The following is a 24,618-nucleotide window of genomic DNA, read 5'->3' as shown; positions in this document are numbered from 1 at the left end:
GGTGCCTCGGAGGGGGTGTCGGGGCGGAAAGACAGCATGCGGAGAAGGGGTGGGGGGGCGGGGGGGGAAGGAGAGGAAAAAAGGGGAACCCGCGGCTGTGGGCCCGGGGTGCGGACCGGCCCCCACGCCGTCAGGAGGAGCAGGCGATGTTGGCGAGGCCCTTCGCCGCGTCGGTGACCTTGTTGTCGCAGGTGACCTTGTTGTTCTCGACGGGCGCGAAGTGGAAGCCGTAGCCGGGGCCGTCCACCTGCGCGGTGTTGGCCTGGAACACGTTTCCGGTGCCCCAGCCGTCGAGGATCCGGTGGGTCTGGAAGCCGTCCTCGTTGGAGTGCCGGCCGGTGTTGCCCTTGATCAGCCAGTCGTTGCCCTTGACGTCGACCCAGGAGTCGTCGTGACCCCCGCTGAGACCGGTGCCGTCGAAGGTGTTGCCGATGAGGGAGCCCCCGGTGGTGCCCTCCTTGATGTCGACGGACTCCGCGGTGGTGTCGCTGACCTGGTTGCCGCGGATCACGTTGTCGTCGCTCTTGTCGGGCTTGCAGTCGGTGACGGTGCACCAGTTGGACTCCGCCGACCCGACGTAGATGCCCTCGCCGAACTGCTCCTTGCGCTTGCCCGTGGCGCGGACGGTGTTGTTCTCGACCACGTTGCCGGAACTGAAGTCGCGCAGGTGGATGCCCTCGTCGCCGATGTTCTCGACGGTCAGGCCCTGGATGACGGAGCCCTGGACCCGGTCGGCCATGACCCCCTTCTGGCCGTTGCGCACGGTGAAGCCGATCAGCCGCCAGTGGCTGGCGCCGTCGAGGTGGAAGGCGTAGCCGCCGTCGATACCGCCGGCGTCGATCACCGCGCCGGGACCGCCGCACAGGAAGATCGGACGGTCCGCCGTACCCGGGGTGGCGGCGGTGAAGCGGTCCGGGTAGACCCCGTCCCGCATCTCGATGACGTCACCCGGCCGCGCCTGGTCGAGTGCGTCCTTCAGGGACTTGGCGTCGCTGACGGTGACGGTGGCGGCCGGGCACTTCACAGGTCCTGAGGCGGCGGCCGGGCCGGTCGCGGTGGGCGTGGCCGGGCCGTCGGTGGCCGCCGTGCCGCCCGGTGCCGGATCGGAGGCCGTGGCGCCGGCGTCGCCGGGGTCGCCGGTGCCGTCCCCGTCGTCGCCGGGTTCGGCGACCGGGATCGTGGGGCCTGCGGTGGGGCCGGCGCCGTACACGACGGGCCGCTCGTCGCCGGCCGAGACGGCCGCCACGATCAGCGCCACCACCGAGATCAGCAGGGCGGCCGAGGCCACCCACAGCGGCGGCCCGCCGGCGAGCCAGATCCGGCGCGCCCGCTCCACGGCGGACCCGGCCGGTGCGGAGCCGCCACCGCCGCCCGGACCGCCGTCGCCGCCCGGACGACCGTCGCCCGGAAGGCCGCCACCGCCCGGACCACCGTCGCCCGGAAGGCCGCCGTGTGACGGAACGCCGCCGTCTGACGAAACGCCGTCGTCGGGCGGCCCCGCCGGGGTGTCCTGGCTCATTCGCTCATCACCGGCTCCCGGCGGCGGCCGACCACGGCGATCTCGTGCGGCGGCGGGGCGGGCAGCGGCGCCTTGTCGGAGTACGGGTGCACGATGCCCGCACCCTGCCCGGCCGCTCGCCGCCTGCGCCGGCCCATGGCGGCCGAGAACAGGATGAGGAGCAGGATGCCGGTCCACAGCAGGGTCATCGGGCTGGCGTAGTGCTTGACCTTGACCCAGAAGGAACTGGTGTCGTACCAGGCGAAGGTCTGGTTCTCCTTGATGTCGGCACCGCCGTGCGAGCGGCTGGAGTCCAGGGCGCTGGGGCCGACCCCGCCGATCACGTTGTAGGAGACCGTGGTGCCGTCCACGGCGCCGACCAGGCTGACGCCGTGGTTGGTGGCGTCCTGGACGGTGTTGCCGCGTATCTCGGCGTCCGAGTCGCGGACGTAGACGCCGGTCTGGGGCCCGTCGATGATGTTGCCGGTGACCGTGGCGTCGGTGACGCCGTCGCGGACCGAGATGCCCTGCCGGTTCTGGCCGCTCAGGCGGTTGCCGGTGATGGACACCTTGTCCGCCGCCAGGCGGGCCACGATGCCCATGTCGCCGCCCTCGATGCGGTTGTTCTGCACGCCGACGTCGAAACCGCCGAGCACCTCGACGCCGTAGCGGCCGTTGTCCTTGGCCACGCTGTTGGCGACCGAGTTGGAGCCGTAGCTGTCGACGGCCTGCCCGGAGGCGGAGGGGCCGTCGGCCAGTGGCTTGCCGCTGAGGGTGTAGCCGTTGCCGCCGTTGCCCTCGGCGGTGGAGCCGCTGACCCGCACCTGCTGGGTGGCCCGGGAGAGGATGAAGCCGTCGCCGCCGTTGTCCTTGGCGACCGTGCGCTGCACGAGCGAGCTGGAGACGAACCGGTGCATGACCACCCCGTCCTGCAGGCTGTTCTCCACGGTCGTGTCGCTGATCTCGATCCCGGTGGCGCTGGAGATGAAGATCCCGAAGTCGTTGCCGGTGATGGTCGAGTGCGTGATCGACCCGGAGACGTAGGACATGCCGCCGGTCGAGAACCGGGCGTCGGGAGTGGTCAGTTCACCCGAGGGCATGGCCGTGACGTCACCGCTGGAGGTGTTCTGGTCGTTCTCGTCGCCCTGCCGGTCGGCCCGCTCGCGCGCGGTCTTGCCGTGCACCTGGCCGGTGTCCTCCAGCGAACCGGTGTTCGGCCGGTCGGTGCCGGTGAGGCTGAGCCCGCCGGTACGGCCGCTCCAGAACCCGAGGTCCGCGAGTTTGGCGTGCGTCATCTCGAACTGCCCGCCGATGGTGCGGATGTAGGCGCGGCCGTCCCGGACGTCGCTGTCGGCCTTGTTGGCCTGCGGGTCCCAGCTGGTGACGGTCAGCGGCGCCTGGGCGGTTCCCTGCAGGGCCAGTTCGCCGCCGAAGGAGACGATGGAGACGAAGCCGCTGCGGTTGCTGGCCATCCGCAGGGTGAGGCCGCCCGGGTTGGACAGCTTCAGCTTGGCGCCGACGTTGAGGTAGATGTTCTCGGTCAGCAGGTACGAGCCGTCCTTGCGCCGCACGAAGGTCTGCGGGGCGAGTTTGAGCAGGTCGGCAATGGTGTAGGCGGTGCTGCGCTGGGTGAGTACCAGGGTGTACCCGTTGTCGGTGTCCAGCCGGTACGGCACCGTCCACTTGGTGCTCTGCAGGGGCGCCACCGAGCTGAACGCCCGTACCTGGTTGAGCCGGTGGTCCTCGTCGGCGACCAGCGCGGCCTCGGTCTCCGCGTCCTCGACGGCCGGTTTCTGCTTCTTGTCGCCGTTCCCGCCGGCGTGGGCCGTGGCCGAGGTGCCCAGCAGCAGCGTCGCCGCCACCGCGAAGGCGCCCAGCAGGGCCGCCGTCCTGGCACCGGCCCGGCGCAGCCGGGTGCCGGGGCCGGGTCTTCTCCTCGTCGTGGGATGCGTCATGAGGGGGGTGGTCATGTCAGATCACCTCGGGCTGGAGGGCGGTGTGGCTCTGGCCGCCGCCGGCGGATCCGGAGAGCGTGGCCGCGCTCTGGCCCTCGCCTCCGACGCTGGTGCTGGTGCGGGTGAGCCAGCCCTGCTTGTTCATGGTGACGAATGCGTAGAGCTTGATCGGCAGCGAGATCATGATGACCACGAGGGCCGTCAGGGGCAGCAGGAGGATCTCCTGCGGGTGCCTGCGCAGGTGCGAGTAGCCGCGGACGGCACGGCCCAGCAGCAGCCAGATCAGGGTGAGGACGATGCCGCGGCCGCTGAAGTCCAGCCGGCTCGTCAGCAGGTAGCCGAGGGCCATGCCCATGGTCACCGGGGTCAGCAGGATCTGCAGCACCGTGATCTTGGTGACCAGCGGGACCCGCCACAGCCAGCCCTTGTACAGCGCGGTCAGGTAGCACCGGTAGGAGTTGCGGCTCCACCGGACGCGCTGCTTCACGAAGGCCCGGAAGGAGGAGGGGAACATGGAGACGGCCCGCGCGGAGGACTGGTGCACGGTCTTGTAGCCCGAGGCGAGCACCAGCCAGGTCAGCCGGCCGTCGTCGCCCGCCACGCAGCGGCGGCCGAAGAAGAACTCGTTCTCCAGGTTCTCGAGGACCGGCAGGACCGCCTCACGGCGGTAGGCGGCGGTACGGCCCGACAGGCAGGCCACGGCACCGGCGCGGCCCATGGCCGGAACGTAGTCGTAGTAACGCAGGTTGACCAGCCAGTCGGCGACACGGCGCCAGACGCTGGTGGTGCGCTGGTAGACGTTCTGCTGGGTGCCCACACCGCCGACCGCCGGGTCCTCGAACGGCATCTGCACGGCGTCGAGGAGACCCGGCTCCCAGCGGGTGTCGGAGTCCGCCAGGACGAGGAGTTCGCTGGTGGCGGCCCGTATGCCGACCCCCAGGGCGGAACGTTTCCCCCTGTGCTCGAAGGCGAGCACCCGGACCCGGGGGTCCTCCACCAGCGACAGCCGGTGCAGTACCTCGTGGTCCTCCACGTCAGGAACGATGATGATCTCGGCCGGATCCTGCGCGAGCCAGCTCTCCAGGCACTCCAGCAGGATCTCCGGGTCCTCCCGGTAGGCCGGGACCACCACGGAGACGCTGGTACGGAAGTCGTTGACGACTGGCTTGGCGAACCGGGAGAGCACCGCTCGGTACAACCACAGGGCCCAGACGAACAGTCCGGCCAGCCCCAGCGGCATCAGCTCTCGCCACGAAGTTTCCCCCACGGCCTCGACGATCCACGACCAGACCTGGTCGAAGAACTCGGACAATGTTGCGCTCTCCCCCCACATGACACGACTGCCGCGGTCCGAAATACGTCAGAACCGGGCACTGCTCAAGCGATGCTAGGGGCGCGTGAGTGAACGGCGATCACACAAAACACGAACTTCACTTACAGAGTCTTCACGCCCGTCCCGCCCCAACCGTGACGGCGGGTCACACCTGTCACGGCACTGGGTGGATCTTATGGGGGTGATGTGAAGAGCGTGAACTCGACTGATAAATGGCATGTTTCAAGACACCGAGCACAGCGCCCCCGCAAGGGGGGCTGGGGGCTCCGGCGGGCTCCGGCGATCCTCAGCCCCCCAGTGCCGCCCGCAGCCGCTCCGGATCGACGGTCGGCGCATCACACGTGAAGTTGCGGCACACGTACGCGGCCGCCTCCCCACCGACCAGCGGCCGCCCCGCGAGCAGCGGGAACTCGTCGCTCCCCACCGTCCCCACGGCCACCACCGCACCGGGCGCCGTGCCCAGCAGTGCCGTACGGTGCAGATCGGCCGTGCGGGGATCCGCCGCGTCCGGTCCGACGACCGCGACCTCGCGCGGACCGTCCAGCAACGCCTCGGCGACGGCGAGCCCCCACCCGACGAAGCGCGGCACGCGCGGCCCGAGAGTGCGGACGATCCCCAACGCCCGCTCCGCCGCGGTCCGGTGAGGCTCGGAACCGGTGTGGGCCGCATAGCCGAGCAGCGCACCGGCGGCGGCGGTCCAGCCCGAGGGCGTGGCGTTGTCGGTCGGGTCCTGCGGCCGGCGGATCAACTGCTCGGCGTCCGCCGCGGTGTCGTACAGGGCACCGCTCTCCGGGCTCTCCTGGTCGGTGAAGCGGGCCAGGACATGGTCGAGGAGGAGTCCAGCGAACTCCAGCCAGACGCCCTCGCCGGTCACGGACGCCAGCGCGAGGAAGCCCTCGGCGACGTCGCCGTAGTCCTCCAGGACGCCCGCGTTGGCACCGGCCCTGCCGTCCCGGCTGGTGCGGCCGAGCCGTGCCCGGTCGTCGAGATGGAGCCGCACGAGGAGGTCGGCGGCGCCGACGGCGGCCTCCACGAGGTCGGGGCGGCCGAAGTAGGCGCCGGTCTCCGCGAGCGCGGCGACGGCGAGGCCGTTCCAGGCGGCGACGACCTTGTCGTCCCGGCCCGGGGCCGGGCGGCCGGCCCGTGCGGCCAGCAGCCGCCGCCGGACGGACTCGATCCGCTCGGCGTCGAACACGCCCTCCTGCTGCGGGAGTTGCAGCACGGACCGGCCCTCCTCGAAGGTGCCCTCCGCGGTGACCCCGAAGTACCGGGCGGCCAGGTCCGCGTCGTCCTGGCCGAGGACCTCGCGGAGTTCGGCGGGCGTCCACACGTAGTACGCGCCCTCGACGTGCCGCCCGCTCCCGTCGTCGCTGTCGGCGTCCAGCGCGGAGGCGAACCCGCCCTCGGCGGTGCGCAGTTCGCGGACCATGAAGTCGGCGGTCTCCAGGGCGACCCGACGGGCCAGGTCGGACCCGGTGGCCCGCCACAGGTGGGCGTACACCCGGCAGAGCAGGGCGTTGTCGTACAGCATCTTCTCGAAGTGCGGCACGACCCAGTCACGGTCGACGGAGTACCGGGCGAACCCACCGCCGAGCTGGTCGTAGAGGCCGCCCCGGGCCATCCGCTCGCAGGTGTCCACGGCCATCTGCAGCGCGCCCTCGGAACCGGTCCGGGCGTGGTGCCGCAGCAGGAACTCGATGACCATGGACGGCGGGAACTTGGGCGCACCGCCGAATCCGCCGCGCTGCGTGTCGTACTCGCGGGTGAGCCCGAGCAGCGCCTGCGCCAGCTCCTGCTCACCGGGCGGCCGCCCGCCCTGGTGCCCCAGCTCCCGCTGGGCGAGATCCCGGACGATCTTCCCGGCCACCTCGGCCACCTCGTCCCGCCGGTCCGCCCACGCGGCCCGCACCCCTTCCAGCACCTGCCGGAACGAGGGCATGCCGTGGCGGGGGGCGGGCGGGAAGTACGTACCGAAGTAGAAGGGTTCGGCATCCGGGGTGAGGAACACCGTCATCGGCCAGCCACCCTGCCCGGTGGCGGCCTGCACGGCCTCCATGTAGACGGCGTCGACGTCCGGACGCTCCTCACGGTCGACCTTGATGCTGACGAAGTGCTCGTTCATGAAGGCTGCCGTCACCTCGTCCTCGAAGCTTTCCCGCGCGAGAACGTGACACCAGTGGCAACTCGAATAGCCGACGCTGAGCAGCACCGGAGCCCCTCGCCGCCGCGCCTCCTCAAAGGCCTCCTCCGACCACGGCCACCAGTCGACGGGATTGTCGGCATGCTGAAGGAGATAGGGGGACGTCTCGTGAGCCAGTCGGTTCGGCATACCCCCATCCTCCCCCACGGCCTCACCCCACGGGCTCCCGCCCGCCGCGCGTCGGACCGTCTCTCAGCCGACCGCGGCCGTCTCGCCGACCGCCCGGCGTCACCGGCTTGTCAGGGCACCGTTGCCCTCGTCCCCCGTGTCCGGCGCCGCGTAGAAGCGCAGGTTCACCCGGCGCGCCCCCTCGGGGACGGCGTCGTCGGGGTGGCTGTAGCGGTCGAGGAGTTCCTGGTAGGCGCGGACGAAGGCGTGGAGGTCGGCCTTCGTCATCCAGGTGCCGGTGCGCTGTACCTGGGCCCAGCCCTGCGGGCCGCGGTACTCCTCGTGGGCGCGGCGGAAGAGCCTGGTGTCGACCTCGATCTTCAGGAGGGCGAGGTGCTCGGCCGCGGTGTACTCCTCCGTCGTCATGGTGGCCGGGTCGGGTGTGGTGTGACTGAAGGGCAGGCTCCGCCACCAGCGTTCCCGGCCGCCCGACTTCTCGGGGATCTCCTCGATGAGCTTCTGCTCGGCGAGTTTGCGCAGGTGGTAGCTGGTCGTGCCGGAACTCTCGCCGAGTTCGCGGGCGAGCACGGTGGAGTTCGCCTCGCCGTGCCGGCCGAGGTAGTCGAGGATCCGGCGGCGCAGGGGGTTGCCGAGGGACTTGTAGAGGGCGGTGCGCTCCAGGCTGGTCAGCTCGGCGGGTGCCTCGCTGCGGGCGGCGGGCTTCTCGGCGGGTGCGGCGGGCTCGGGTGCTCCGGTCCTGCGGGGCGTGCCGTCGGTCATGCGGTCACCGTAACCCTGAGAACCCTGAGAACCCTGAGACATCCCTGAGCCTCCCCGACTCTCCCCTGAGGTCTGCCGAATTTTCTTTGCAGAGTTTTCTCTGCTGTCTACCGTGAAGCCATGGCCCGGCAATGGCGGAAGACCCCTGCGATTCACAGGTTCCACAGCCACGCATCCGGAACAAGACGAGGGGAACCAGGTGTTGGAACGGTTAACGGTGGTGCAGACCCGAGAGGCGAAGCGGATGAGGCGGCTGAAGCGGTGGGCACTGATCCTTCTCGGGTCGTCCGCCGTGCTGCTCGTGCCGTGGATGGTGGTGCTGGCGCTGACGCTGCCCACCAAGACCGAGGTGCACAACTGGGCGGTGGCGTGGATCGGGCTGGACGTCCTGATGGCGGCGGGGTGCGCGGCGACCGCGGTACTGGGCCTGCGGGGCGACGCCCGGGCCCGGCTCACGGCGTCGGCCACGGCATCGGTCGCGGTGCTGGACGCGTGGTTCGACATAACGACGTCGGCGGTGGGCACCGAGTTGCTGGAGGCGCTGGCGAGCGCGGTGGCCGAGGCGGGGCTGGCGGCGGCCTGCGTGTACCTGGCCCTGTCCAAGGGGTGGGGCCGGATGGCCGCCCAGCCCGGCCCGGCCGCCCGGTAGCCACCACGGAACCCTCACCCACCCCCTGATCGCCGCCCCCTCGCCATCGCGTCCCTCCCCAAGGACACTTGTGGGCAGAGGAGTTGCCGGTGGAGGGGGACGGAACATGCGGGACGCCCATCGGGCGGAAGCCGACCGGCTGCTGGTACGGGCCGTGGAGGAGGAGGTCCGCCGTTCGGGCGGCCGCGTCGACGGGCAGGTGCTGCTGTCCCGGGCGCGCGACGGGCTGGCGGAGATGGAGCGGACGGCCGCCGAGGAGTACGCGGCGTACACCCACGCCCTCGACGAGACGGAGGCCGAGCGGCCGAGCTTCGGCCGGCGCTACGCCAAGGAGGGCTCGGGAACTCCCCTGCTGGTCGCGGCCGTCGCGGCGGTCGCCGCCACCGTCGCCGATCTCTCCCTGGGCACAGGGGCGGCCACGGCGCTCGGCGCCGGCGTGGCCGTCGGGGTGATCGGGGCGGCCGCCACGGTCGTCAAGGCAGCCGCTTCCCATCTGCCCGCCGCTCATCACCACGCCGGTGCGGCGGGCCAGCCCGGCGGCCCCGAGCAGTTGCGGCTGCAGTGGCTGACCGCGCTGGAGGTGCGGGGCATCCGGCCGTTCCTCGATCAGCAGCGGGTGCTCAGCGCCTCCACGGGACCGAAGAAACAGGGCCCGGGGCTGCGCGGCGCGGACAAGAGCGCGGCGGCCCGGCGGCGGTCGGTGCTGGAGCAGTCCTTCGGTCAGCTCCCCGACGCGGGCCGCCCGTTCGCCGGCCGGCAGCAGGAGCTGGCGCGGATCCGGCAGTGGGCGCAGGCGGCCCGGGCGGCCACGGAGACCCGGCCGACCGTCGTGGTGCTGCACGGGGAGCCCGGCTCCGGCCGCACCGCCCTCGCGGTCCGGGCCACCCACGAGCTGAAGGACCTCTTCCGGGGCGCGGTCGTCGTGGACCTGCGCGGCGCCAGCCGGGAGGAGCCGCCGCTGCCCACCCGGGACGCCCTGCTGCACCTGCTCAACCGGCTGGGCGCGCCGCGCGAGCAGTTGCTGTTCCGTGAGCGTTCCTCCGCCGACCAGCAGGTCAAGCGGCTGAGCGAGCTGTACCACCAGCACCTGACGGGGCTGCCGGTGACGATCGTGCTGGACGACGCCTCGGATCCGGAGCAGGTGCGCACGCTGGTGCCGGAGCGTTCCGACAGCCTGGTCCTGGTCACCGCCCGGGACCAGCTCGACCTGCCCGCCGACCTGGCCGCGTGGGTGCACCAGTTGCCGGTCACGGCGCTGGACGCGGCCGGCGCGGAGGAGCTCCTGGACGCGGCGGCCGAGGACGCGTCGGGGCCGTACGACGCGCAGTCCGCGGACCGGATCCGCGAGCTGTGCGGCGGGCTGCCGCTGGCGCTGCGGGTGGCCGGGTCGTCGCTGGGTTCGCGTTCACCGCTCCAGCTGGCCACGGACCTGGGCGCCTACGGTCCGGTCGGGCCGGTGGAGCGGGTGCTGTGGCTGCGGTACACCGACCAGCCGGAGACCGGGCGGCGGCTGCTGCGCAGGCTGGCGCTGGCGGGCCGGGCCTCGATGGGCGCGGCGGCCGCCGCCGCCCTGCTGGGCGCCGACGAGGCGGAGGCCACCCGGCACCTGGTCGCGCTCACCCGGGCGGGCCTGGTCGACCACGTCCGGGGCAGCCGCTACCGCCTGCACGACCTCGTCCGCTCGTTCGCCCAGGCCCGGCTCCTGGACGAGGAATCCCCGGCCGACCGCACGGCGGCGCAGGAGCGGCTGATCGTGAACTACGCGGAGCTGGCCGACTCGGTGCTGCGGCTGGTCGACGGGAACATGTCGACCCGCTCGGACCGGTTCAGCCCGCACGGCTTCACCTCGCTCGACGAGGCGCTGCGCTGGCTGGACGACGAGTCGAGCTTCATCACGGCGGCGCTGCGGCACGCGGAGGGCGTGGACCAGACGGCCGTGCAGAACCTGCTGGGCGCGCTGTGCGACTACTGCCTGCTGCGGGGCGACCTCTACCGGCTCGGCGAGATCAGCGAGCTCGCCCAAGCCGTCGACCAGGGTCTTCTCGTGCGTTCGGTGCAGTGGCGTACCGGTATCGCGGCCCGTCATCTGGGCGAGCTGGACAAGGCCCGCACCACGCTCACCTCCGTCGTCGACCTCTACCTGGAGGCGCATCACGACGCCGGCGCGGCCCGCGCGCTGTGCTCGCTCGGGATCACCCTGCACCACCAGGGCAACCTCACCGAGGCGGCCGCCAAGCTCCAGGAGGCCCTGGATCTCCAGGCGGCCCCCGGGCTGGCCACCGACCGGGCGTGGACGATGCACGCGCTGGCGGCGGTGCAGCGCGACCGGGCCCGGCTGCCGGAGTCCCTCGACCTGCTCACCCGCTCGCTCGTCCTGCACCGGGAGGGCGGCTCGGTGCACGGCGAGGCCTGGGCGCACTTCCAGCTCGGCCAGCTGGCGCTGCGCATGGGCGACGTGCCGCGGGCGGAGCGGGAGCTCGGGGCGGCGCTGGACCGGTACGGCCGTACCCGGGACGCCCGCGGCGAGGCCTGGGCGCTGACCCAGCTGGCGCGGGCCAGGCTGGTGGCCGGCGACGCGTCCCCGGCGGCCGACGGACTGCGGGCGGCGGCGGCCCGGCACCGGGAGAACGAGGACGCGCGCGGCGAGGCCTGGACGGTGTACTACCTGGGCCTGGCCCTGGAGGAGACCGGCACCCTGGACCAGGCGGTCCGCGAACTGGAGCGCTCGCGGTCGATGTTCTCCCGGATGCGGGACGTCTACGGCCTGGCCTGCGCCCGCCACCACTCGGCCCGGGTCACCCGCGACCAGCGGGCGGCCCAGACCGGCTCGCTGCGCAACTCGGGCTTCGCCCGCCAGCTCCTGGTCGACGCCCGGGCCGACTTCCAGCGCATCGGCGTGGTCCACGGCGAGGCCTGGACCTGCCTGGAGCTGGCCGTCGTCGACGCCGGCAACACCCGCACCCAGCAGGCCCTCGCCCTGTGCGACGAGGCGGTGACCCTGTTCACGTCGTACGGCGACCGGCGCGGCGAGGACTGGGCGCGCTTCCTGCGCTGCACCCTGCTGCCGTACGCCGCGCCCGGTGGCGTGGAGGTGGGCACCGCCGTCGCCCAGGAGGACCTGGCCCAGCTCGCCCGCGCCGCACACCCGCTGCGCGACGAGAAGCTGGCCGAGTACGTCACGGCGTACGGCCTGCTGCTGGAACGCGGAGTGCAGCTGGAGGCGGGCTGGCAGGCCTGGCGTCTGGGCATGGTGCCCGGCCGGCACGCCCGCGAGGTGATGGGTGTGCCGGTACCGGCCGCGATCTGACGCCGGTCAGCTCCTGGGGTCGGCCGTCGGCGTCTTGGAGTCCGCCCCGGTCTGGGCGGACTCCTTGAAGTCGACCTTCTGCATGTGCTTGTTCATGGACTTCATCAGACCCCAGACCGCCAGGGCCATCACCGCGAAGACGATGAAGCCGAGGACTCCGGGGGTGACCTTGTTCTCGTCGACCTCCTTGGCGAGGGGGACGAGGTGCGTCAGTGCCAGGCTTGCGCTCATGTCAGGCATTGTCGCGGATGCCCGCAAAGAGGTCGTCCTCGGGGAGGGAGATGTCGACGAGCGACTTCGCCAGCTCGTACTCCTCGGTCGGCCAGACCTCCTTCTGGACGTCCATCGGCACCTTGAACCAGCCGCCGTCCGGGTCGATCTGCGTGGCGTGCGCGATCAGCGCCTTGTCGCGGATCTCGAAGAAGTCCGCGCACGGGATGTGCGTGGTCAGGGTGCGCTCGGTGCGCTCCATCTCGCTCCACCGCTTCAGCCAGTCCCCGTACGGCGACTCCAGGCCGCGCTCCAGCATGGCGTTGTGCAGCGCCTCGGTGCGCGGGCGGTTGAAGCCCTGGTTGTAGTAGAGCTTCTGCGGCTGGAAGACCGGCCCGAACTCGGCCTCGGGGTACTTCTCGGCGTCGGCCGCGCCCTCGAAGGCCACCATCGAGATCTTGTGGGTCATGATGTGGTCGGGGTGCGGGTAGCCGCCGTTCTCGTCGTAGGTGGTGATCACCTGGGGGCGGAACGCGCGGATCCTGCGCACCAGCTCGCCGGCCGCCTTGTCGACGTCCTCGAGGGCGAAGCAGCCCTCGGGCAGCGGCGGCAGCGGGTCGCCCTCGGGCAGGCCGGAGTCGACGAAGCCGAGCCACTGCTGCTTGACGCCGAGGATCTCGCGGGCCTCGTCCATCTCCTTCTTGCGTACCTCGTGGATGTGCTCCTCGATGTACTTGTCGCCCTGCAGCTTGGGATTGAGGATGGAGCCGCGCTCCCCGCCCGTGCAGGTCACGACCAGCACGTCCACCCCCTCGGACACGTACTTCGCCATGGTGGCCGCGCCCTTGCTCGACTCGTCGTCGGGGTGCGCGTGGACGGCCATCAGTCGCAGCTGGTCAGTCAAGACTCAATCCTTGGTAAGTCGGCGCCCCGGTGTCATGGGGTGCGATCGGCGGCTTCTATAGTGACCGAATCGGGGGGCGAATAATTCCGGGGCCCGGTTCCCGAGCGGGTCCGGGGGCGGTTCCTGCCAGGAGGACGATCATGAGTACCGCGAGCACGCGGCTGCCCGAGGGCCGTTACGGCAGCTCCTCGGACGAGCGCGCCGACCGCAAGCTCAAGGTCGCCGGTGCGGTGCTGGGTGCCCTGCTGCTCGTCCTGGTGGGCTACTGGGCCTACCACTATGTCGTACAGAACAAGATCAGCGCCCAGGTCGTGACCTTCGCCGCATCGGCCAACGCGGTCGAGGTGCACCTGGAGGTCCACAAGGACTCCGGCGCCTCCGGCTACTGCACGCTGCGCTCCCAGGCGGCGGACGGCTCCGAGGTGGGCCGGGCGGACTTCCACTTCACCGGTTCCGCGACCGAGATCGACCGGGTGGTCACCCTCCGTACGACGGCCCGGGGCACCACGGCGGAGCTGCTCGGCTGCCACGCCGACTGACGTCAGCCGGAATACGTAGGCGCTGACCTGCGTTGACGTAATTCTGATGGCTTATGTCCTCCCCCTTCCGTCGTTGAATTGTTAGGCTCGTGGTTTCGCCCTTCCAAGAAGGAACATGCTTCCGGGTAGGGCGATGCTTTGTATTCCCAGTACCGACGAGGAGCACCTGTGACCCAGACCAGCGAGAACGTCACCTGGCTGACCCAGGAGGCGTACAACCAGCTCAAGGCCGAGCTGGAGTACCTGTCTGGTCCTGCGCGCACGGAGATCGCCGCCAAGATCGCCGCCGCACGCGAGGAGGGCGACCTGCGCGAGAACGGCGGGTACCACGCGGCCAAGGAGGAGCAGGGCAAGCAGGAGCTCCGTGTGCGCCAGCTGACCCAGCTTCTGGAGAACGCCAAGGTCGGCGAGGCCCCGGCGTCCGCGGACGGCGCCGTCGCGCCCGGCATGGTGGTGACCATCGCCTTCGACGGCGACGAGGACGACACCATGACCTTCCTCTTGGCCTCCCGCGAGTACGCCAGCGCCGACATCGAGACGTACTCCCCGCAGTCCCCCCTGGGCACCGGCGTGATCGGCCACAAGGTGGGCGAGGACGCGGAGTACGAGCTGCCGAACGGCAAGAAGGCCTCGGTGAAGATCCTGAAGGCCGAGCCCTACTCGGGCTGATCCCCGGACAGACATCCGCCCCCGGCGTCCACGGGACGCCGGGGGCTTTGTCGTACCCCGGCGTAAAATGGCGCGAGGGTGTGGGTGCCCGCCTGTCCCCCGTAGGCGTAGGTCACGGTTCTCATGGACCTCAACACCATCACCGAAGTCATCCGGCGACCGCCAGAGCGGCCGGGCGTGTCCTCGTTCAAGGTCTGGAACGCGGTCCGGTTCTGGACGCTGCCCTGACCGGCGCTGCCGCTGTCGTCAGCCGGCCGCCCGCCGGTACTTGCGGACCGCGAGCGTGCGGAAGGCCAGGATGATCACGACCGACCAGATCAGCGAGGCCCAGACGGGGTGCTGCATGGGCCAGGCGTCGGACGCGTTGAAGCCCGGCGGGAGGTTGCCGAACAGCTCACGGCACGCCTGCACGGTGGCGCTGAACGGGTTCCACTCCGCGATGTGGCGCAGGAAGGCCGGCAGGTGGTTCGCGTCCACGAAGGCGTTGGAGATGAAGGTGAGCGGGAACAGCCAGATCAGACCGCCCGAGGTCGCCGCCTCAGGAGTGCGTACGGTCAGGCCGATGAGTGCGCCGATCCACGAGAACGCGTAGCCGAGCAGCAGGAGCAGGCCGAAGCCGGCGAGCACCTTGCCGAGGTTCTCGTGGGTGCGCCAGCCGACTATCACCGCGACGATCGCCAGGACGACGAGGGTGAGTGCCGTCTGGACCAGGTCGGCGAGGGTGCGGCCGGTCAGGACGGCGCCGCGGGCCATCGGCAGGGAGCGGAAGCGGTCGATGAGGCCCTTGTGCATGTCGTCGGCGATGCCTGCGCCGGCGCCCGCCGTGGCGAACGTGACGGTCTGGGCGAAGATGCCGGCCATCAGGAACTCGCGGTAGGCCTGGGTGGAGGTGGAGGAACCGACCGTGATCGAGCCGCCGAAGACATAGGTGAACAGCACCACGAACATGATGGGCTGGATGAGTCCGAAGATCAGCATCTCGGGAATCCGGCCCATGCGGATCAGGTTTCTGCGGGCCACGACCATGGAGTCGTTCACGGCGCTCACTTCACGGCCTCCTTGCGGGGGTTCTTCTTGTTCGCCTGCTTGCCGGCCTGCTCGCCGTTGCCCTCGGGCTTCTCCTCGGCCACGTGTCCGGTCAGAGAGAGGAAGACGTCGTCGAGGGTGGGGCGGCGCAGGGCGATGTCGTCGATCTCGATGCCCCGGGAGTCCAGCTCGCGGATGACCTCGGCGAGCAGCTTGGCGCCGCCGGTGACGGGGACGGTGAGCTTGCGGGTGTGCTCCTCGACGGTGGTGTCGCCCTTGCCGAAGCCGCGCAGCACCTCGGCGGCGGTCCGGATGTGCTCACGCTCGTGCACCACGACCTCGACGCGCTCGCCGCCGGTGCGGGCCTTGAGTTCGTCGGAGGTGCCCTGGGCGATGACCTTGCCGTGGTCGACGACCGCGATGTCGTGGGCGAGGTGGTCGGCCTCTTCCAGGTACTGGGTGGTGAGCAGCAGGGTGGTACCGCCGGAGACCAGTTGCTGGATGACCTCCCACAGCTGCTGGCGGTTGCGCGGGTCGAGGCCGGTGGTCGGCTCGTCCATGAACATCACGGGCGGGGAGACGACGAGGGCGGCGGCGAGGTCGAGGCGACGGCGCATGCCGCCGGAGTAGGTCTTGGTGGGGCGGTCCGCGGCGTCGGTGAGGTGGAACTGCTCGAGCAGCTCGACCGCGCGGACCTTGGCCTGCTTGGCCCGCATCTGGTAGAGCTGGCCGACCATCTGCAGGTTCTCGCGGCCGGTGAGGTATTCGTCGACCGCCGCGAACTGTCCGGACAGGCCGATGGAACGGCGTACGGCGTCCGGCTGCCCGAGGACGTCCATGCCCGCGACGACGGCCCTGCCGCTGTCCGGGCGGAGCAGGGTCGTCAGGCAGCGGACGGCCGTCGTCTTGCCGGCTCCGTTCGGCCCGAGCAGTCCGAGGACCGTGCCTTCGGGTACGTCGAGGTCGACGCCGTCCAAAGCCCTTACGTCGCCGAAGGTCTTGACCAGACCTTCGGCATAGATGGCGCCTGGCATATGGGTCTCCACGTCGTCGGGGATGCTGAGAGAAGGCTAGGTATGCGGCCCTCGGTCCGCCTATGGTTTTCCGCCGGCGCGACGGCGGGCGGGAGAGGGCGCGGTGGCCACGTGACACACCATAACGCGATGTATCGCGTCCGTCGACGGATTTCCTCGAACGAGTGAATGAACAGGCGCCGGCCTGGGACTTTACCGCCGGGGAACGGCCGCCGCGCTCAGTCGATGACCGTGTAACCCGCCTCGCGCAGGGACCGGCCGACCTCGGTGCAGTGGGCCGGCCCCTTGGTCTCCAGGTGGAGTTCGACCTCCGCCTCCGCGAGCCCGAGGCGGGGGTCGGTGCGGATGTGGCTCACGTCGAGGACGTTCGCGTCGACCGCCGACAGCACCCCGAGCAGGGTGGCGAGCGCGCCCGGCCGGTCGGTGAGCCGCAGCCGTACGGCCAGGTAGCGGCCCTGCGCGGCCATGCCGTGCCGCAGCACCCGCTGCAGCAGCACCGGGTCGACGTTGCCGCCGGACAGCACGGCGACCACCGGTCCGGCGAAGGCGCCGGGCTCACCGAGCAGCGCCGCGACCGGGCTGGCCCCGGCCGGTTCCACGACCATCTTGGCCCGCTCGAGGCAGAGCAGCAGCGCGGCGGACAGCTGGTCCTCGCTCACCGTGCGGACCTCGTCGACCAGCTCCTCGACCAGCGCGAACGGCACGTCACCGGGCCGTCCGACCCTGATGCCGTCGGCCATCGTCGCCGGGTTCGCCACCGTGACCGGGCGCCCGGCCGCCAGCGAGGGCGGATACGCGGCCGCGCCCGCCGCCTGGACGCCGACGATCCGCACGTCCGGCCGGACCGCCTTCACCGCGACCGCGATCCCGGCCGCGAGCCCGCCGCCGCCGATCCCGACGACGATCGTGCCGACCTCCGGGCACTGGTCCAGGATCTCCAGCCCCACCGTGCCCTGACCTGCGATGATGTCCGGGTGGTCGAAGGGGTGGATGAACACCGCGCCGGTCTCGGCCGCGTACTCCTGGGCGGCGGCCAGTGTCTCGTCGACCACCTGGCCGTGCAGCCGCACCTCGGCGCCGTACTCGCGAGTGGCGCTGATCTTGGGCAGTGGGGCGCCGTTGGGCATGAACACGGTCGAGTGCACGCCGAGCAGCGACGAGGCCAGCGCCACGCCCTGCGCGTGGTTCCCGGCGCTCGCGGCGACCACCCCGGCGGCGCGCTCCTCGGGCAGCAGCCCGGCGATCCGGACGTAGGCGCCACGCAGCTTGAACGAACCGGTCCGCTGGAGGTTCTCGCACTTGAGGTGTACGGGCGAGCCGACCAGCTGGGACAGGTACCTGCTGCCCTCCATCGCGGTCGCCCGCGCCACGCCGGTGAGCATCTTCTGGGCGCCCCGCACGTCGTCGAGGGTGACGGGGCGCAAGGAGTCAGCCGTGCTGTAGCTCATGACTCAAGTCTCGCAGTTCACAGACCGAAGGCGCGGGTGTGACCAAGCTCCGAGACCGGTTTGCGCAGCGCCGGTACGGCTCGCCCCCTGTCCGCGTACTCTGTCCCCCACATCAGCACTCCTTTCATGAAGCGAGCCCCCGGCCATGCCCACAACACCTGAAATGTCGATGGACATGACGACCGTCGGTGACACCGGTCTCCTCGACACTCTGCAGCACGAGGTGGCGGTGTTCGCCCGCCGTGCCGAACAGACCCGGCTCGGCGGCGTCGGGCAGGTGCGCAACTCCATGGACCGCGCCGCGTACCTGCTGCTCAACCGCCTCGACAAGGAAGGCCCCATGGGGGTCAAGGCGCTCGCCGCGAGCATGGGGATCGACTCGTCCACGGTCACCCGGCAGGTGGCTCCGCTGGTCGACACCGGGCTCGTCAAGCGCACCTCGCACCCCGAGGACGGCCGGGCCGTGGTGCTCCAGCTGTCCCCGCGCGGGCTGTCGCGGCTCGAGGAAGTGCGTTCGTCGCGGCGCCAGTTGATGGCGGAGCTGACGCAGGACTGGGAGCCCGCGGAGCGCGAGACGTTCTGCGCGCTGCTCACCCGCTTCAACAGCGCACTGTCGGCGCGGATGGCGGTGCCGCCGGGCACGGACACCCCGCCGGCCTCCTGACCGCCGACCGGCCCCCGTAGGCCGCCGCCGCACCGGCCACGCGCGCGTACCGCACATATCCGCCACGCGCGCGTACCGCACGTATCCGTCACGCGCGCATGCCGCGCGGCTCTTGACCGTGGGCCCGGCCCTGGCCTCATATGAGACCGGGCCCCGGTGTGACCGTGTCCGGGCCCTCACAGCCGAGGAGGGGCGGTGCGTGATCGGCAGGCTCTGCAGGACGCCCGCCGGGCCCGGGAGTTCGAGGCGTTCGTCGCGGGCGCGGCCGGCCGGCTGCTGCATGCCGCCACCCTGCTGACCGCCGAGGCGCCGGACGCCAACCCCCGCGCGCGGCGCCTGCTGACCCTCGCGCTCGCCCACACGTACGCGGGCTGGGACCGGCTGCGCGGCGAGGACCCCTACGACCTGGCCCGTCAGCACCTCGCCCTGCGCTTCGCGAACTCCGCCTGGCACCAGTACGGCGGCCCGCTCAGCCGCACCCGCCCGCACCCCCGCAGCGCCCTCGCCGCGCTCACGCCCCAGGAGCGCCTGATCCTGGTGCTGCGGCTGTACGAGGGGGTCGCCGAGGAGCAGACGGCGGCGCTGCTCGGCCTGCCCGCGGAGCGCGTGCACGCCCTCTGCGACCGGGCGACGGCCACCCTGCTGCATCCACCGCGGAAGGCGGCGCCCGCGGTGCTGGGGGCGAAGGTGGCGCCGTCGTGAACCGTGTCGAACGCGAGGCGGCGGCCCGGCGGGTCATGGAGCGGACAACGCCACCGGTACCGCCCGACCTCTACGGCGCGGTGCTGCGCCGGGGCGGGCGGATGCTGCGGCGCCGGCGCAGGGCCCGCCGCCTGCTGTGGCTGCTGCTGTGCGTGGCGGCCGTGGCGTTCACGGTCTGGGCGGCGACGGTGCATCCGTGGGTGGAGCCGCCGTCCACGACGACTCCACCCATCGTCGGCTGGTAAGACCAGTCGTCAGCCGCCGCACCGCTCGTCAGCCGCCGCACCGCTCGTCAGCCGCCGCACCGCTCGTCAGCCGGCGGATCGGACGGCTGACCGGTCGGCGACCGGTGAAACGATCAGCCGAGCGCCTGCTGGAGGTCTTCCAGCAGGTCGTCGACGTTCTCGATGCCCACGGAGAGACGCACCAGGTCGGCGGGCACCTCCAGGGCGGAGCCGGCCGCCGAGGCGTGCGTCATGCGTCCCGGGTGCTCGATCAGGGACTCGACGCCGCCCAGGGACTCGCCGAGCGTGAACACCTTCGCGCGGTTGCAGACCTCGACGGCCGCCTCCTCGCCCCCGGTGACCTGGAAGGACACCATGCCGCCGAACGCCTTCATCTGCTTGGCCGCGGTCTCGTGCCCCGGGTGCTCGGGCAGGCCCGGGTACAGGACCCGCGTCACGCGCGCGTGCCGGCTCAGCATGTCGGCGATCCGGGTGGCGTTCTCGCTGTGCCGGTCCATGCGCACCGCGAGCGTCTTGGTGCCGCGCAGCACCAGCCACGAGTCGAACGGCCCGGCGACCGCGCCCATCGCGTTCTGGTGGTAGGCCAGCTCCTCGCCGAGCGTCTGGTCGGAGACGATCAGCGCACCGCCGACCACGTCCGAGTGACCGCCCATGTACTTCGTCAGCGAGTGCACGACGACGTCCGCGCCGAGCGCGAGCGGCTGCTGGAGGTAGGGCGTGGCGAAGGTGTTGTCGACGACGAGCCGGGCACCGGCGTCGTGGGCGACCTGGGCGACGGCGGCGATGTCGGTGATGCCGAGCAGCGGGTTGGAGGGGGTCTCCACCCAGACCGCCTTGGTCTTCGGGGTGATCGCGGCCCGCACCGCGGACGGGTCGCTGGTGTCGGCGACGGACCACTCCACGCCCCAGCGGGAGACGACCTTCGCGAACAGCCGGAACGTGCCGCCGTAGGCGTCGTTCGGGATGACCACGTGGTCGCCGGGGCTGAGCAGCGTGCGCAGCAGGGCGTCCTCGGCCGCGAGCCCGGACGCGAACGCGAGCCCGCGCCGGCCGCCTTCCAGGGCCGCGAGGTTCTCCTCCAGGGCGGTCCTGGTCGGGTTGGCGCTACGGCTGTACTCGTAGCCGCCGCGCAGACCGCCGACGCCGTCCTGCTTGTAGGTCGAGACCTGGTAGATCGGCGGTACGACCGCACCGGTGAGGGGGTCCGCCGTGTTGCCCGCGTGGATGGCGAGCGTCTCGAAGTGCTGACTGATGTGGTGCCTGTCGCTCATGGTGGACGAGCCTAGTGCTCCGACGGTCCCGGTGCGTCGTCCACAGGCCGGGGTGCCGGTTGTCCACAGGCCGGGGCACCGGTTGGCCAATTGTCGGCGCCGTCTGGTTCGCTTGACGCATGGCGATTCTCTGGGCCCTGATGGCGGCGCTCCTGCTGAGCTTCGTGCTGCTCCCCGTCCTGCGGCGGCGGCGCGGCATGATCGAGCAGGTCCACCCGAGCCACCCGGACGCCGCCGATCCGGCGGACTACGGCTTCGTGCGCGAGGAGGACCTGGACGTCCGCATGCCCGGCCCCGACCAGGACCTGCTGGACGTCCTGGACGTGGTGCAGCGCACCCAGGACTACCGGGCGGCCTCGCAGCTGCTCGCGGGCACGGAGATCGCGGGCGAGCTGCGCTGGCAGCGCGTGCAGGCCTTCGCCGGCGCGGCTGCGCTGGAGCTCAAGGAGCGACCGGGCGGGGTCAGCGAGACGCCGGGCGGGCAGTGGCTGCGGGTCTGGCGGGCCGAGCAGCCCAAGGACGCCGGCGGCGCCGCCGTCCACGCGGAGTTCCTGGTGCAGCAGGCGTGGCGGACGTCGGTGCCCGGCACCGACGACTTCCGGATCATCATGGAGGAGGCCAGGGACGCCTGCGGGCAGGCAGCGCTGCTCTCCCCCGGCGACCCGGTGCCGTACATCATCGAGCTGTCGGTCGCGCGCGGGCTGAACTACCCGCAGCCGGAGTTCGAGCAGCTGTGGCTGAAGATCCTGGACCGCGCGCCGACGCACATGGGGGCGCACCTCGCGGCGCTGCACTACTGGTGCGAGAAGTGGCACGGCTCGCGCGAGCTGGCGTACTCCTTCGCCGAGGCCGCCGCCGCCCGGGCCCCGCAGGGCTCGCTGCTGGCCGCGATGCCGCTGTTCGCGGTCTTCGAGCACCTGCCCGAGGTGAACCTGGTGGTGAGCTTCTACCAGAGCGAGGTCGTCACCAAGGCCGTGCACGGCGCCCTGCACGCGGTGCACTCGGCCCGGCAGGACGACCCGATGCTCGCGCACGTCCGTCACCTGCTGGTCTTCTTCCTGGTCCGCTCCGAGCGCTGGGCGGAGGCCATGGGCGAGCTGATACGGGTCGACGGGCATGTCGGGGCCCTGCCCTGGACGCTGTCGGCGAACCCGGCGGCCGAGTTCGCTCTCTTCCGTGCACTGGCGGTGGCGGGCTACGAGGCGAACGGCGGGAGCCCGGCGACGCTGCACAGCTGAGAGGCCGACGAGAAGACACGTCGAGTGTCGGCTGCGGGTGAGTGGGGGTCGATCGCGCAGTTCCGCCCCCCCGCCTTCGACTGGGGGTACCCCCAGCGCCCCTTCGGGGCGCTCGGGTTCGGTTGGTTTCCGTTGGTGGGGGGATCTGCCCGATGGGCGCGACTCTGCGGGCGCTGCGCGCCCTTGTTCTGCTCTGCGGTTTCTGTCTGCTGAGCCTCGTTCTGCTGACGGTGGCGGCCGTCGTCGACGTGGCGGCGGTGACGTGGGCGCCCGACGCCTTCGCCGGGAAGATCGTGATCGTCTCGCTGCTGCTGGCGGTCCCGGTCGTCAGAGGCATGTTCATGCTCCGCACCCCCAGGGGCGAGGACCCGCCCGGCCTCCCGGTCACGGAGGCCGACGAGCCCCGGCTGTGGGCGCTGGTGCGGGAACTCGCGGCGGCCACGGGCACCCGCGCGCCGGACGCCGTCGTCCTCACCGGTGACGTCAACGCGGGGGTCAGTGAGGAGCCCCGGCTGCTCGGCCTGCGCCCCGGACCGCGCCACCTCTACCTGGGCGTGCCGCTGCTGACCGGGCTGACCGAGGCCCGGCTGAAGGCCGTACTCGCCCATGAGTACGGCCACTTCACCGGCGGAGACACCCGGCTGTCGGTGCTCGCGGTGCGCGGCCGGGCGCAGATCGCCCGGACCGTCGAACACTTCCACGCGCAGGCCGCCGGCAAGGAGGCCGCCGAACGCGCCCGGCAGGAGAAGGCCGCGGCCAGGCGCACCGCGAAGGGCAGACAGGCCAGGAAGATCGACACCGCCGGGGCCGGCATCACGTACCGGCTGATGGCGGCGGTCTACACGGCGTACGCGAAGGTCTACATGCGGGCCACGCTGTCGACGGCCCGCGCGCAGGAGTACGCCGCCGACCTGGCCGCCGCGCGGATCGCCGGCCGGGACGCGACGGCGTCGGCGCTCCGTGAGCTCCCGGTTCTGTCCGCCGCCCACGGCTTCTACCTCGACGCGTACGCGACGCTCGGCCTGCCGGCCCGGCAACTCCCGCCGCGCGGGCAGTTCTTTGGCGGCTTCGCCCGGATGCTGACGGCGCGCGAGACGGAACTGGCGCGGCTGCGGGAGCACCTGCCGACGGAGCCCGGATCGCCGTACGACTCGCATCCGCCGATCGCCGACCGGGTGCGGCGGATCGAGGAACTGCCCGCCGACGGGCGCGACGCGGACGACGACGGTCCGGCCGTCGCCCTGCTCACCGACCCGGCCCGGACCCTGGCCGAGCTGGAGGACGCGGTGCTGACCGACGAGGTACGGCGGTTCGAGCGGGCCGGGGAGTGGGAGCAGTTGCTGAGCTCGTCGATGGCGGCGGGGCTGGCCTCGCTCGACACTCCCCTGCACCGTGCGCTCGCCGTCCACACCGAGGGCCGGCCGACGCTGCCCGCGCTGCTCCGGCTGATCGACGACGGCCGGTTGTGGCAACTGGCACAGCGGCTGCCGTCATCCGAACAGGCGGCGAACGCGCAGGACCCGGCGTTCCGGGATTCCGTACGGCCGGTGCTGCGCGACGCGCTCCGGAGCATGGTGCTGGCCGAGTTCAGCGCCCGGTCGCTGCTGCACTGGGAGTTCTCCTGGTCACGCCCGGCGGCGGTACGGCTGCCCGGTTCCGCGTCCGACCTCGACGGGGAGACGGGCACGGAGGCCGCGCTGCACGCCGCGGTCGCCGCCGCGCTGGCCGACCACCCCGACACGGGCCCGCTACGGGCACTGCTGCCACCGACCCCACAGCCGGCCTGACCCGGCCCCGGAGCGGCCTCCCCCCAGGCCACCGCGGCACCGCCGGAGATCCCCCCGAACCGATCCGCGGGCCGCGCGACCGCCGCCCCGCCGCCTGTGCGCGCGTGCGCGAGCGGCTCCCAAGCGAGGGGACACGCACCCCGCAACGTGAACGTGTGCGCCTCGTGGGTTCCCTCGGCGCACAGCAGCGTGCCGACAAGTTGATCTCGCGTTCAGTGGCGTGGCGACGAGCAGCGACCTCTCGCTGTGGACCCGCCGTACGGACGGCCGTCCTACCGACGGCCGAGAATGCGCGAGTTCGGGTGGCGGTGCAGAAGGAGGCGAAGTTGAGCGTCACAGGTGCGTGGATCATCGGCGCGGTGCCTGACCAGGAGGTACGGAATGTACTGAGCGCTCCGGCTCAGAACTCGGTGTCGGCATCGGTGCACTGTGCCGTGCCCGGGGGGCTGGAGTGGTGGCGAAGCAAGGGGCAGGCACCCATGTTCACTCCGTCGACGCGTTCTCCCGGCGATTGGAGCGCCGACGAGGACGCCTTTCGGCTGAGCGCGTTCCTCGACGCCTGTCACGACGATTCCGACCACGCAGAGGAGGTGCGTGACAGCGTCATGGCCCAGTTTCCCCCCGAGGTCGGGGAGGGCTTGTTCGTGGCCACGGCGCGCAAGGCAAACCCGTTCTCCGCCCTGGCTTACGCACTGGGGCCCGATGCGACGCTGCGGCTGCCGGGCCCGTTCGGGGACTTCCTTCTCGACGCCGGGCAAGTCCGTGCTCAGCTGCCCGCGGTCGAGGAGACCCTCCTCCTGACCGGAATCCCACGCCGCGACGCGATCGAGCGAATCCACGCGTGGATGACCGGGGTGGGCGACGACCCCGACCACGACGCGGACGAACTTCTCGACGGCCCGCTCCGTGTTCTCCGCCACGCCGCCTCCACGGGCGGTGGAGCAGCCGGCCAAGTGCGCTGGTACTGACGTGAGCCGTCGCTTTGGTCCCACTCGACCAATTGCCGTCGGACGCCTTGGATGTCAGTGGCCCGTCCTACTGTGCCGACCAT

Annotated in this window: 21 protein-coding genes; 10 read left to right on the top strand and 11 right to left on the bottom strand. The window is 71.7% G+C overall.

From position 1 onward, the window contains the following. Window positions 1-130: 130 nt before the first annotated feature. The 5 genes from ACZ63F_RS37545 to ACZ63F_RS37525 form a co-directional block, all read right to left on the bottom strand. On the bottom strand, window positions 131-1,519 hold the full coding sequence (locus ACZ63F_RS37545; RefSeq protein WP_469718086.1) for a right-handed parallel beta-helix repeat-containing protein: 1,389 nt from the start codon (window positions 1,517-1,519) through the stop codon (window positions 131-133). After that, window positions 1,516-3,468 (bottom strand): right-handed parallel beta-helix repeat-containing protein, encoded by a 1,953-nt coding sequence (locus ACZ63F_RS37540; protein WP_469718085.1) that lies wholly within the window; start codon window positions 3,466-3,468, stop codon window positions 1,516-1,518. The genes ACZ63F_RS37545 and ACZ63F_RS37540 overlap by 4 nt, the downstream gene beginning before the upstream one ends. A gap of 1 nt (window position 3,469) precedes the next feature. Continuing rightward, entirely contained in the window at window positions 3,470-4,765 is a 1,296-nt protein-coding gene (locus ACZ63F_RS37535; RefSeq protein WP_469718084.1) for a glycosyltransferase family 2 protein, read from the bottom strand. Window positions 4,766-5,072: 307 nt separating this feature from the next. Further along, window positions 5,073-7,115: a thioredoxin domain-containing protein gene (locus ACZ63F_RS37530; protein ID WP_469718082.1), complete on the bottom strand. Its 2,043-nt coding sequence runs from the start codon at window positions 7,113-7,115 to the stop codon at window positions 5,073-5,075. A 99-nt stretch (window positions 7,116-7,214) separates the two neighbouring features. Beyond that, a complete protein-coding gene (locus ACZ63F_RS37525; RefSeq protein ID WP_469718081.1) occupies window positions 7,215-7,874 on the bottom strand; it encodes an ArsR/SmtB family transcription factor in 660 nt (219 codons plus the stop codon). 217 nt (window positions 7,875-8,091) lie between these two features. On the opposite strand from ACZ63F_RS37525, the gene ACZ63F_RS37520 reads away from it, so the two are divergent. Together ACZ63F_RS37520 and ACZ63F_RS37515 are read left to right on the top strand one after the other, a co-directional pair. Next, on the top strand, window positions 8,092-8,523 hold the full coding sequence (locus tag ACZ63F_RS37520; RefSeq protein WP_469718080.1) for a hypothetical protein: 432 nt from the start codon (window positions 8,092-8,094) through the stop codon (window positions 8,521-8,523). 106 nt (window positions 8,524-8,629) lie between these two features. Next, window positions 8,630-11,830: a tetratricopeptide repeat protein gene (locus ACZ63F_RS37515; RefSeq protein WP_469718079.1), complete on the top strand. Its 3,201-nt coding sequence runs from the start codon at window positions 8,630-8,632 to the stop codon at window positions 11,828-11,830. Window positions 11,831-11,836: 6 nt separating this feature from the next. Here the strand turns inward: ACZ63F_RS37515 and ACZ63F_RS37510 are convergent, their stop codons facing one another. Both ACZ63F_RS37510 and mca read right to left on the bottom strand, forming a co-directional pair. After that, window positions 11,837-12,070: a hypothetical protein gene (locus ACZ63F_RS37510; RefSeq protein WP_351959458.1), complete on the bottom strand. Its 234-nt coding sequence runs from the start codon at window positions 12,068-12,070 to the stop codon at window positions 11,837-11,839. Continuing rightward, window positions 12,063-12,944: a mycothiol conjugate amidase Mca gene (gene mca, locus ACZ63F_RS37505; RefSeq protein WP_469718077.1), complete on the bottom strand. Its 882-nt coding sequence runs from the start codon at window positions 12,942-12,944 to the stop codon at window positions 12,063-12,065. The genes ACZ63F_RS37510 and mca overlap by 8 nt, the downstream gene beginning before the upstream one ends. 140 nt (window positions 12,945-13,084) lie before the next feature. Here mca and ACZ63F_RS37500 point away from each other — a divergent pair, with 140 nt between their 5' ends. After that, entirely contained in the window at window positions 13,085-13,483 is a 399-nt protein-coding gene (locus tag ACZ63F_RS37500) for a DUF4307 domain-containing protein (RefSeq protein WP_469718075.1), read from the top strand. Between the two features lie 168 nt (window positions 13,484-13,651). Further along, window positions 13,652-14,152 carry a transcription elongation factor GreA gene (gene greA, locus ACZ63F_RS37495; protein ID WP_352354584.1) on the top strand — a complete coding sequence of 167 codons (501 nt, stop codon included), beginning with the start codon at window positions 13,652-13,654 and terminating at the stop codon, window positions 14,150-14,152. A 246-nt stretch (window positions 14,153-14,398) separates the two neighbouring features. Here the strand turns inward: greA and ACZ63F_RS37490 are convergent, their stop codons facing one another. The 3 genes from ACZ63F_RS37490 to ilvA form a co-directional block, all read right to left on the bottom strand. After that, window positions 14,399-15,178, bottom strand: coding sequence for an ABC transporter permease (locus ACZ63F_RS37490; protein WP_391374075.1), 780 nt, complete (start codon window positions 15,176-15,178; stop codon window positions 14,399-14,401). 17 nt (window positions 15,179-15,195) lie between these two features. Further along, window positions 15,196-16,212, bottom strand: a complete 1,017-nt coding sequence (locus ACZ63F_RS37485; protein WP_469718074.1) for an ATP-binding cassette domain-containing protein — start codon at window positions 16,210-16,212, stop codon at window positions 15,196-15,198. A 218-nt stretch (window positions 16,213-16,430) separates the two neighbouring features. After that, on the bottom strand, window positions 16,431-17,660 hold the full coding sequence (ilvA, locus tag ACZ63F_RS37480) for a threonine ammonia-lyase (protein WP_469718072.1): 1,230 nt from the start codon (window positions 17,658-17,660) through the stop codon (window positions 16,431-16,433). 163 nt (window positions 17,661-17,823) lie between these two features. Between ilvA and ACZ63F_RS37475 the strand changes: the two genes are divergently transcribed. The 3 genes from ACZ63F_RS37475 (at window position 17,824) to ACZ63F_RS37465 (ending at window position 19,271) form a co-directional block, all read left to right on the top strand. Continuing rightward, entirely contained in the window at window positions 17,824-18,324 is a 501-nt protein-coding gene (locus ACZ63F_RS37475) for a MarR family winged helix-turn-helix transcriptional regulator (RefSeq protein ID WP_457700196.1), read from the top strand. A gap of 195 nt (window positions 18,325-18,519) precedes the next feature. Beyond that, on the top strand, window positions 18,520-19,026 hold the full coding sequence (locus ACZ63F_RS37470) for a sigma factor-like helix-turn-helix DNA-binding protein (protein WP_352354596.1): 507 nt from the start codon (window positions 18,520-18,522) through the stop codon (window positions 19,024-19,026). Beyond that, window positions 19,023-19,271: a hypothetical protein gene (locus ACZ63F_RS37465; protein ID WP_469718071.1), complete on the top strand. Its 249-nt coding sequence runs from the start codon at window positions 19,023-19,025 to the stop codon at window positions 19,269-19,271. The genes ACZ63F_RS37470 and ACZ63F_RS37465 overlap by 4 nt, the downstream gene beginning before the upstream one ends. A gap of 113 nt (window positions 19,272-19,384) precedes the next feature. On the opposite strand, the gene ACZ63F_RS37460 is transcribed toward ACZ63F_RS37465, so the two are convergent. Then, entirely contained in the window at window positions 19,385-20,542 is a 1,158-nt protein-coding gene (locus ACZ63F_RS37460) for a cystathionine gamma-synthase (protein WP_351959446.1), read from the bottom strand. Window positions 20,543-20,661: 119 nt separating this feature from the next. Here ACZ63F_RS37460 and ACZ63F_RS37455 point away from each other — a divergent pair, with 119 nt between their 5' ends. From ACZ63F_RS37455 to ACZ63F_RS37445, 3 genes are all read left to right on the top strand, one after another. Further along, the gene (locus ACZ63F_RS37455) at window positions 20,662-21,780 is read left to right on the top strand and encodes a hypothetical protein (RefSeq protein WP_469718070.1); all 1,119 of its coding nucleotides are present in this window, start codon (window positions 20,662-20,664) and stop codon (window positions 21,778-21,780) included. A 152-nt stretch (window positions 21,781-21,932) separates the two neighbouring features. Continuing rightward, window positions 21,933-23,567, top strand: a complete 1,635-nt coding sequence (locus ACZ63F_RS37450; protein WP_469718068.1) for a M48 family metalloprotease — start codon at window positions 21,933-21,935, stop codon at window positions 23,565-23,567. A 302-nt stretch (window positions 23,568-23,869) separates the two neighbouring features. After that, window positions 23,870-24,535, top strand: coding sequence for a hypothetical protein (locus ACZ63F_RS37445; protein WP_469718067.1), 666 nt, complete (start codon window positions 23,870-23,872; stop codon window positions 24,533-24,535). Window positions 24,536-24,618 lie beyond the last annotated feature (83 nt).

This window comes from Streptomyces sp. NPDC104761 (genome assembly GCF_055583445.1).
Note: the sequence above shows the minus strand (reverse complement) of the source record. Positions and strands in the feature narration are given on the sequence as shown.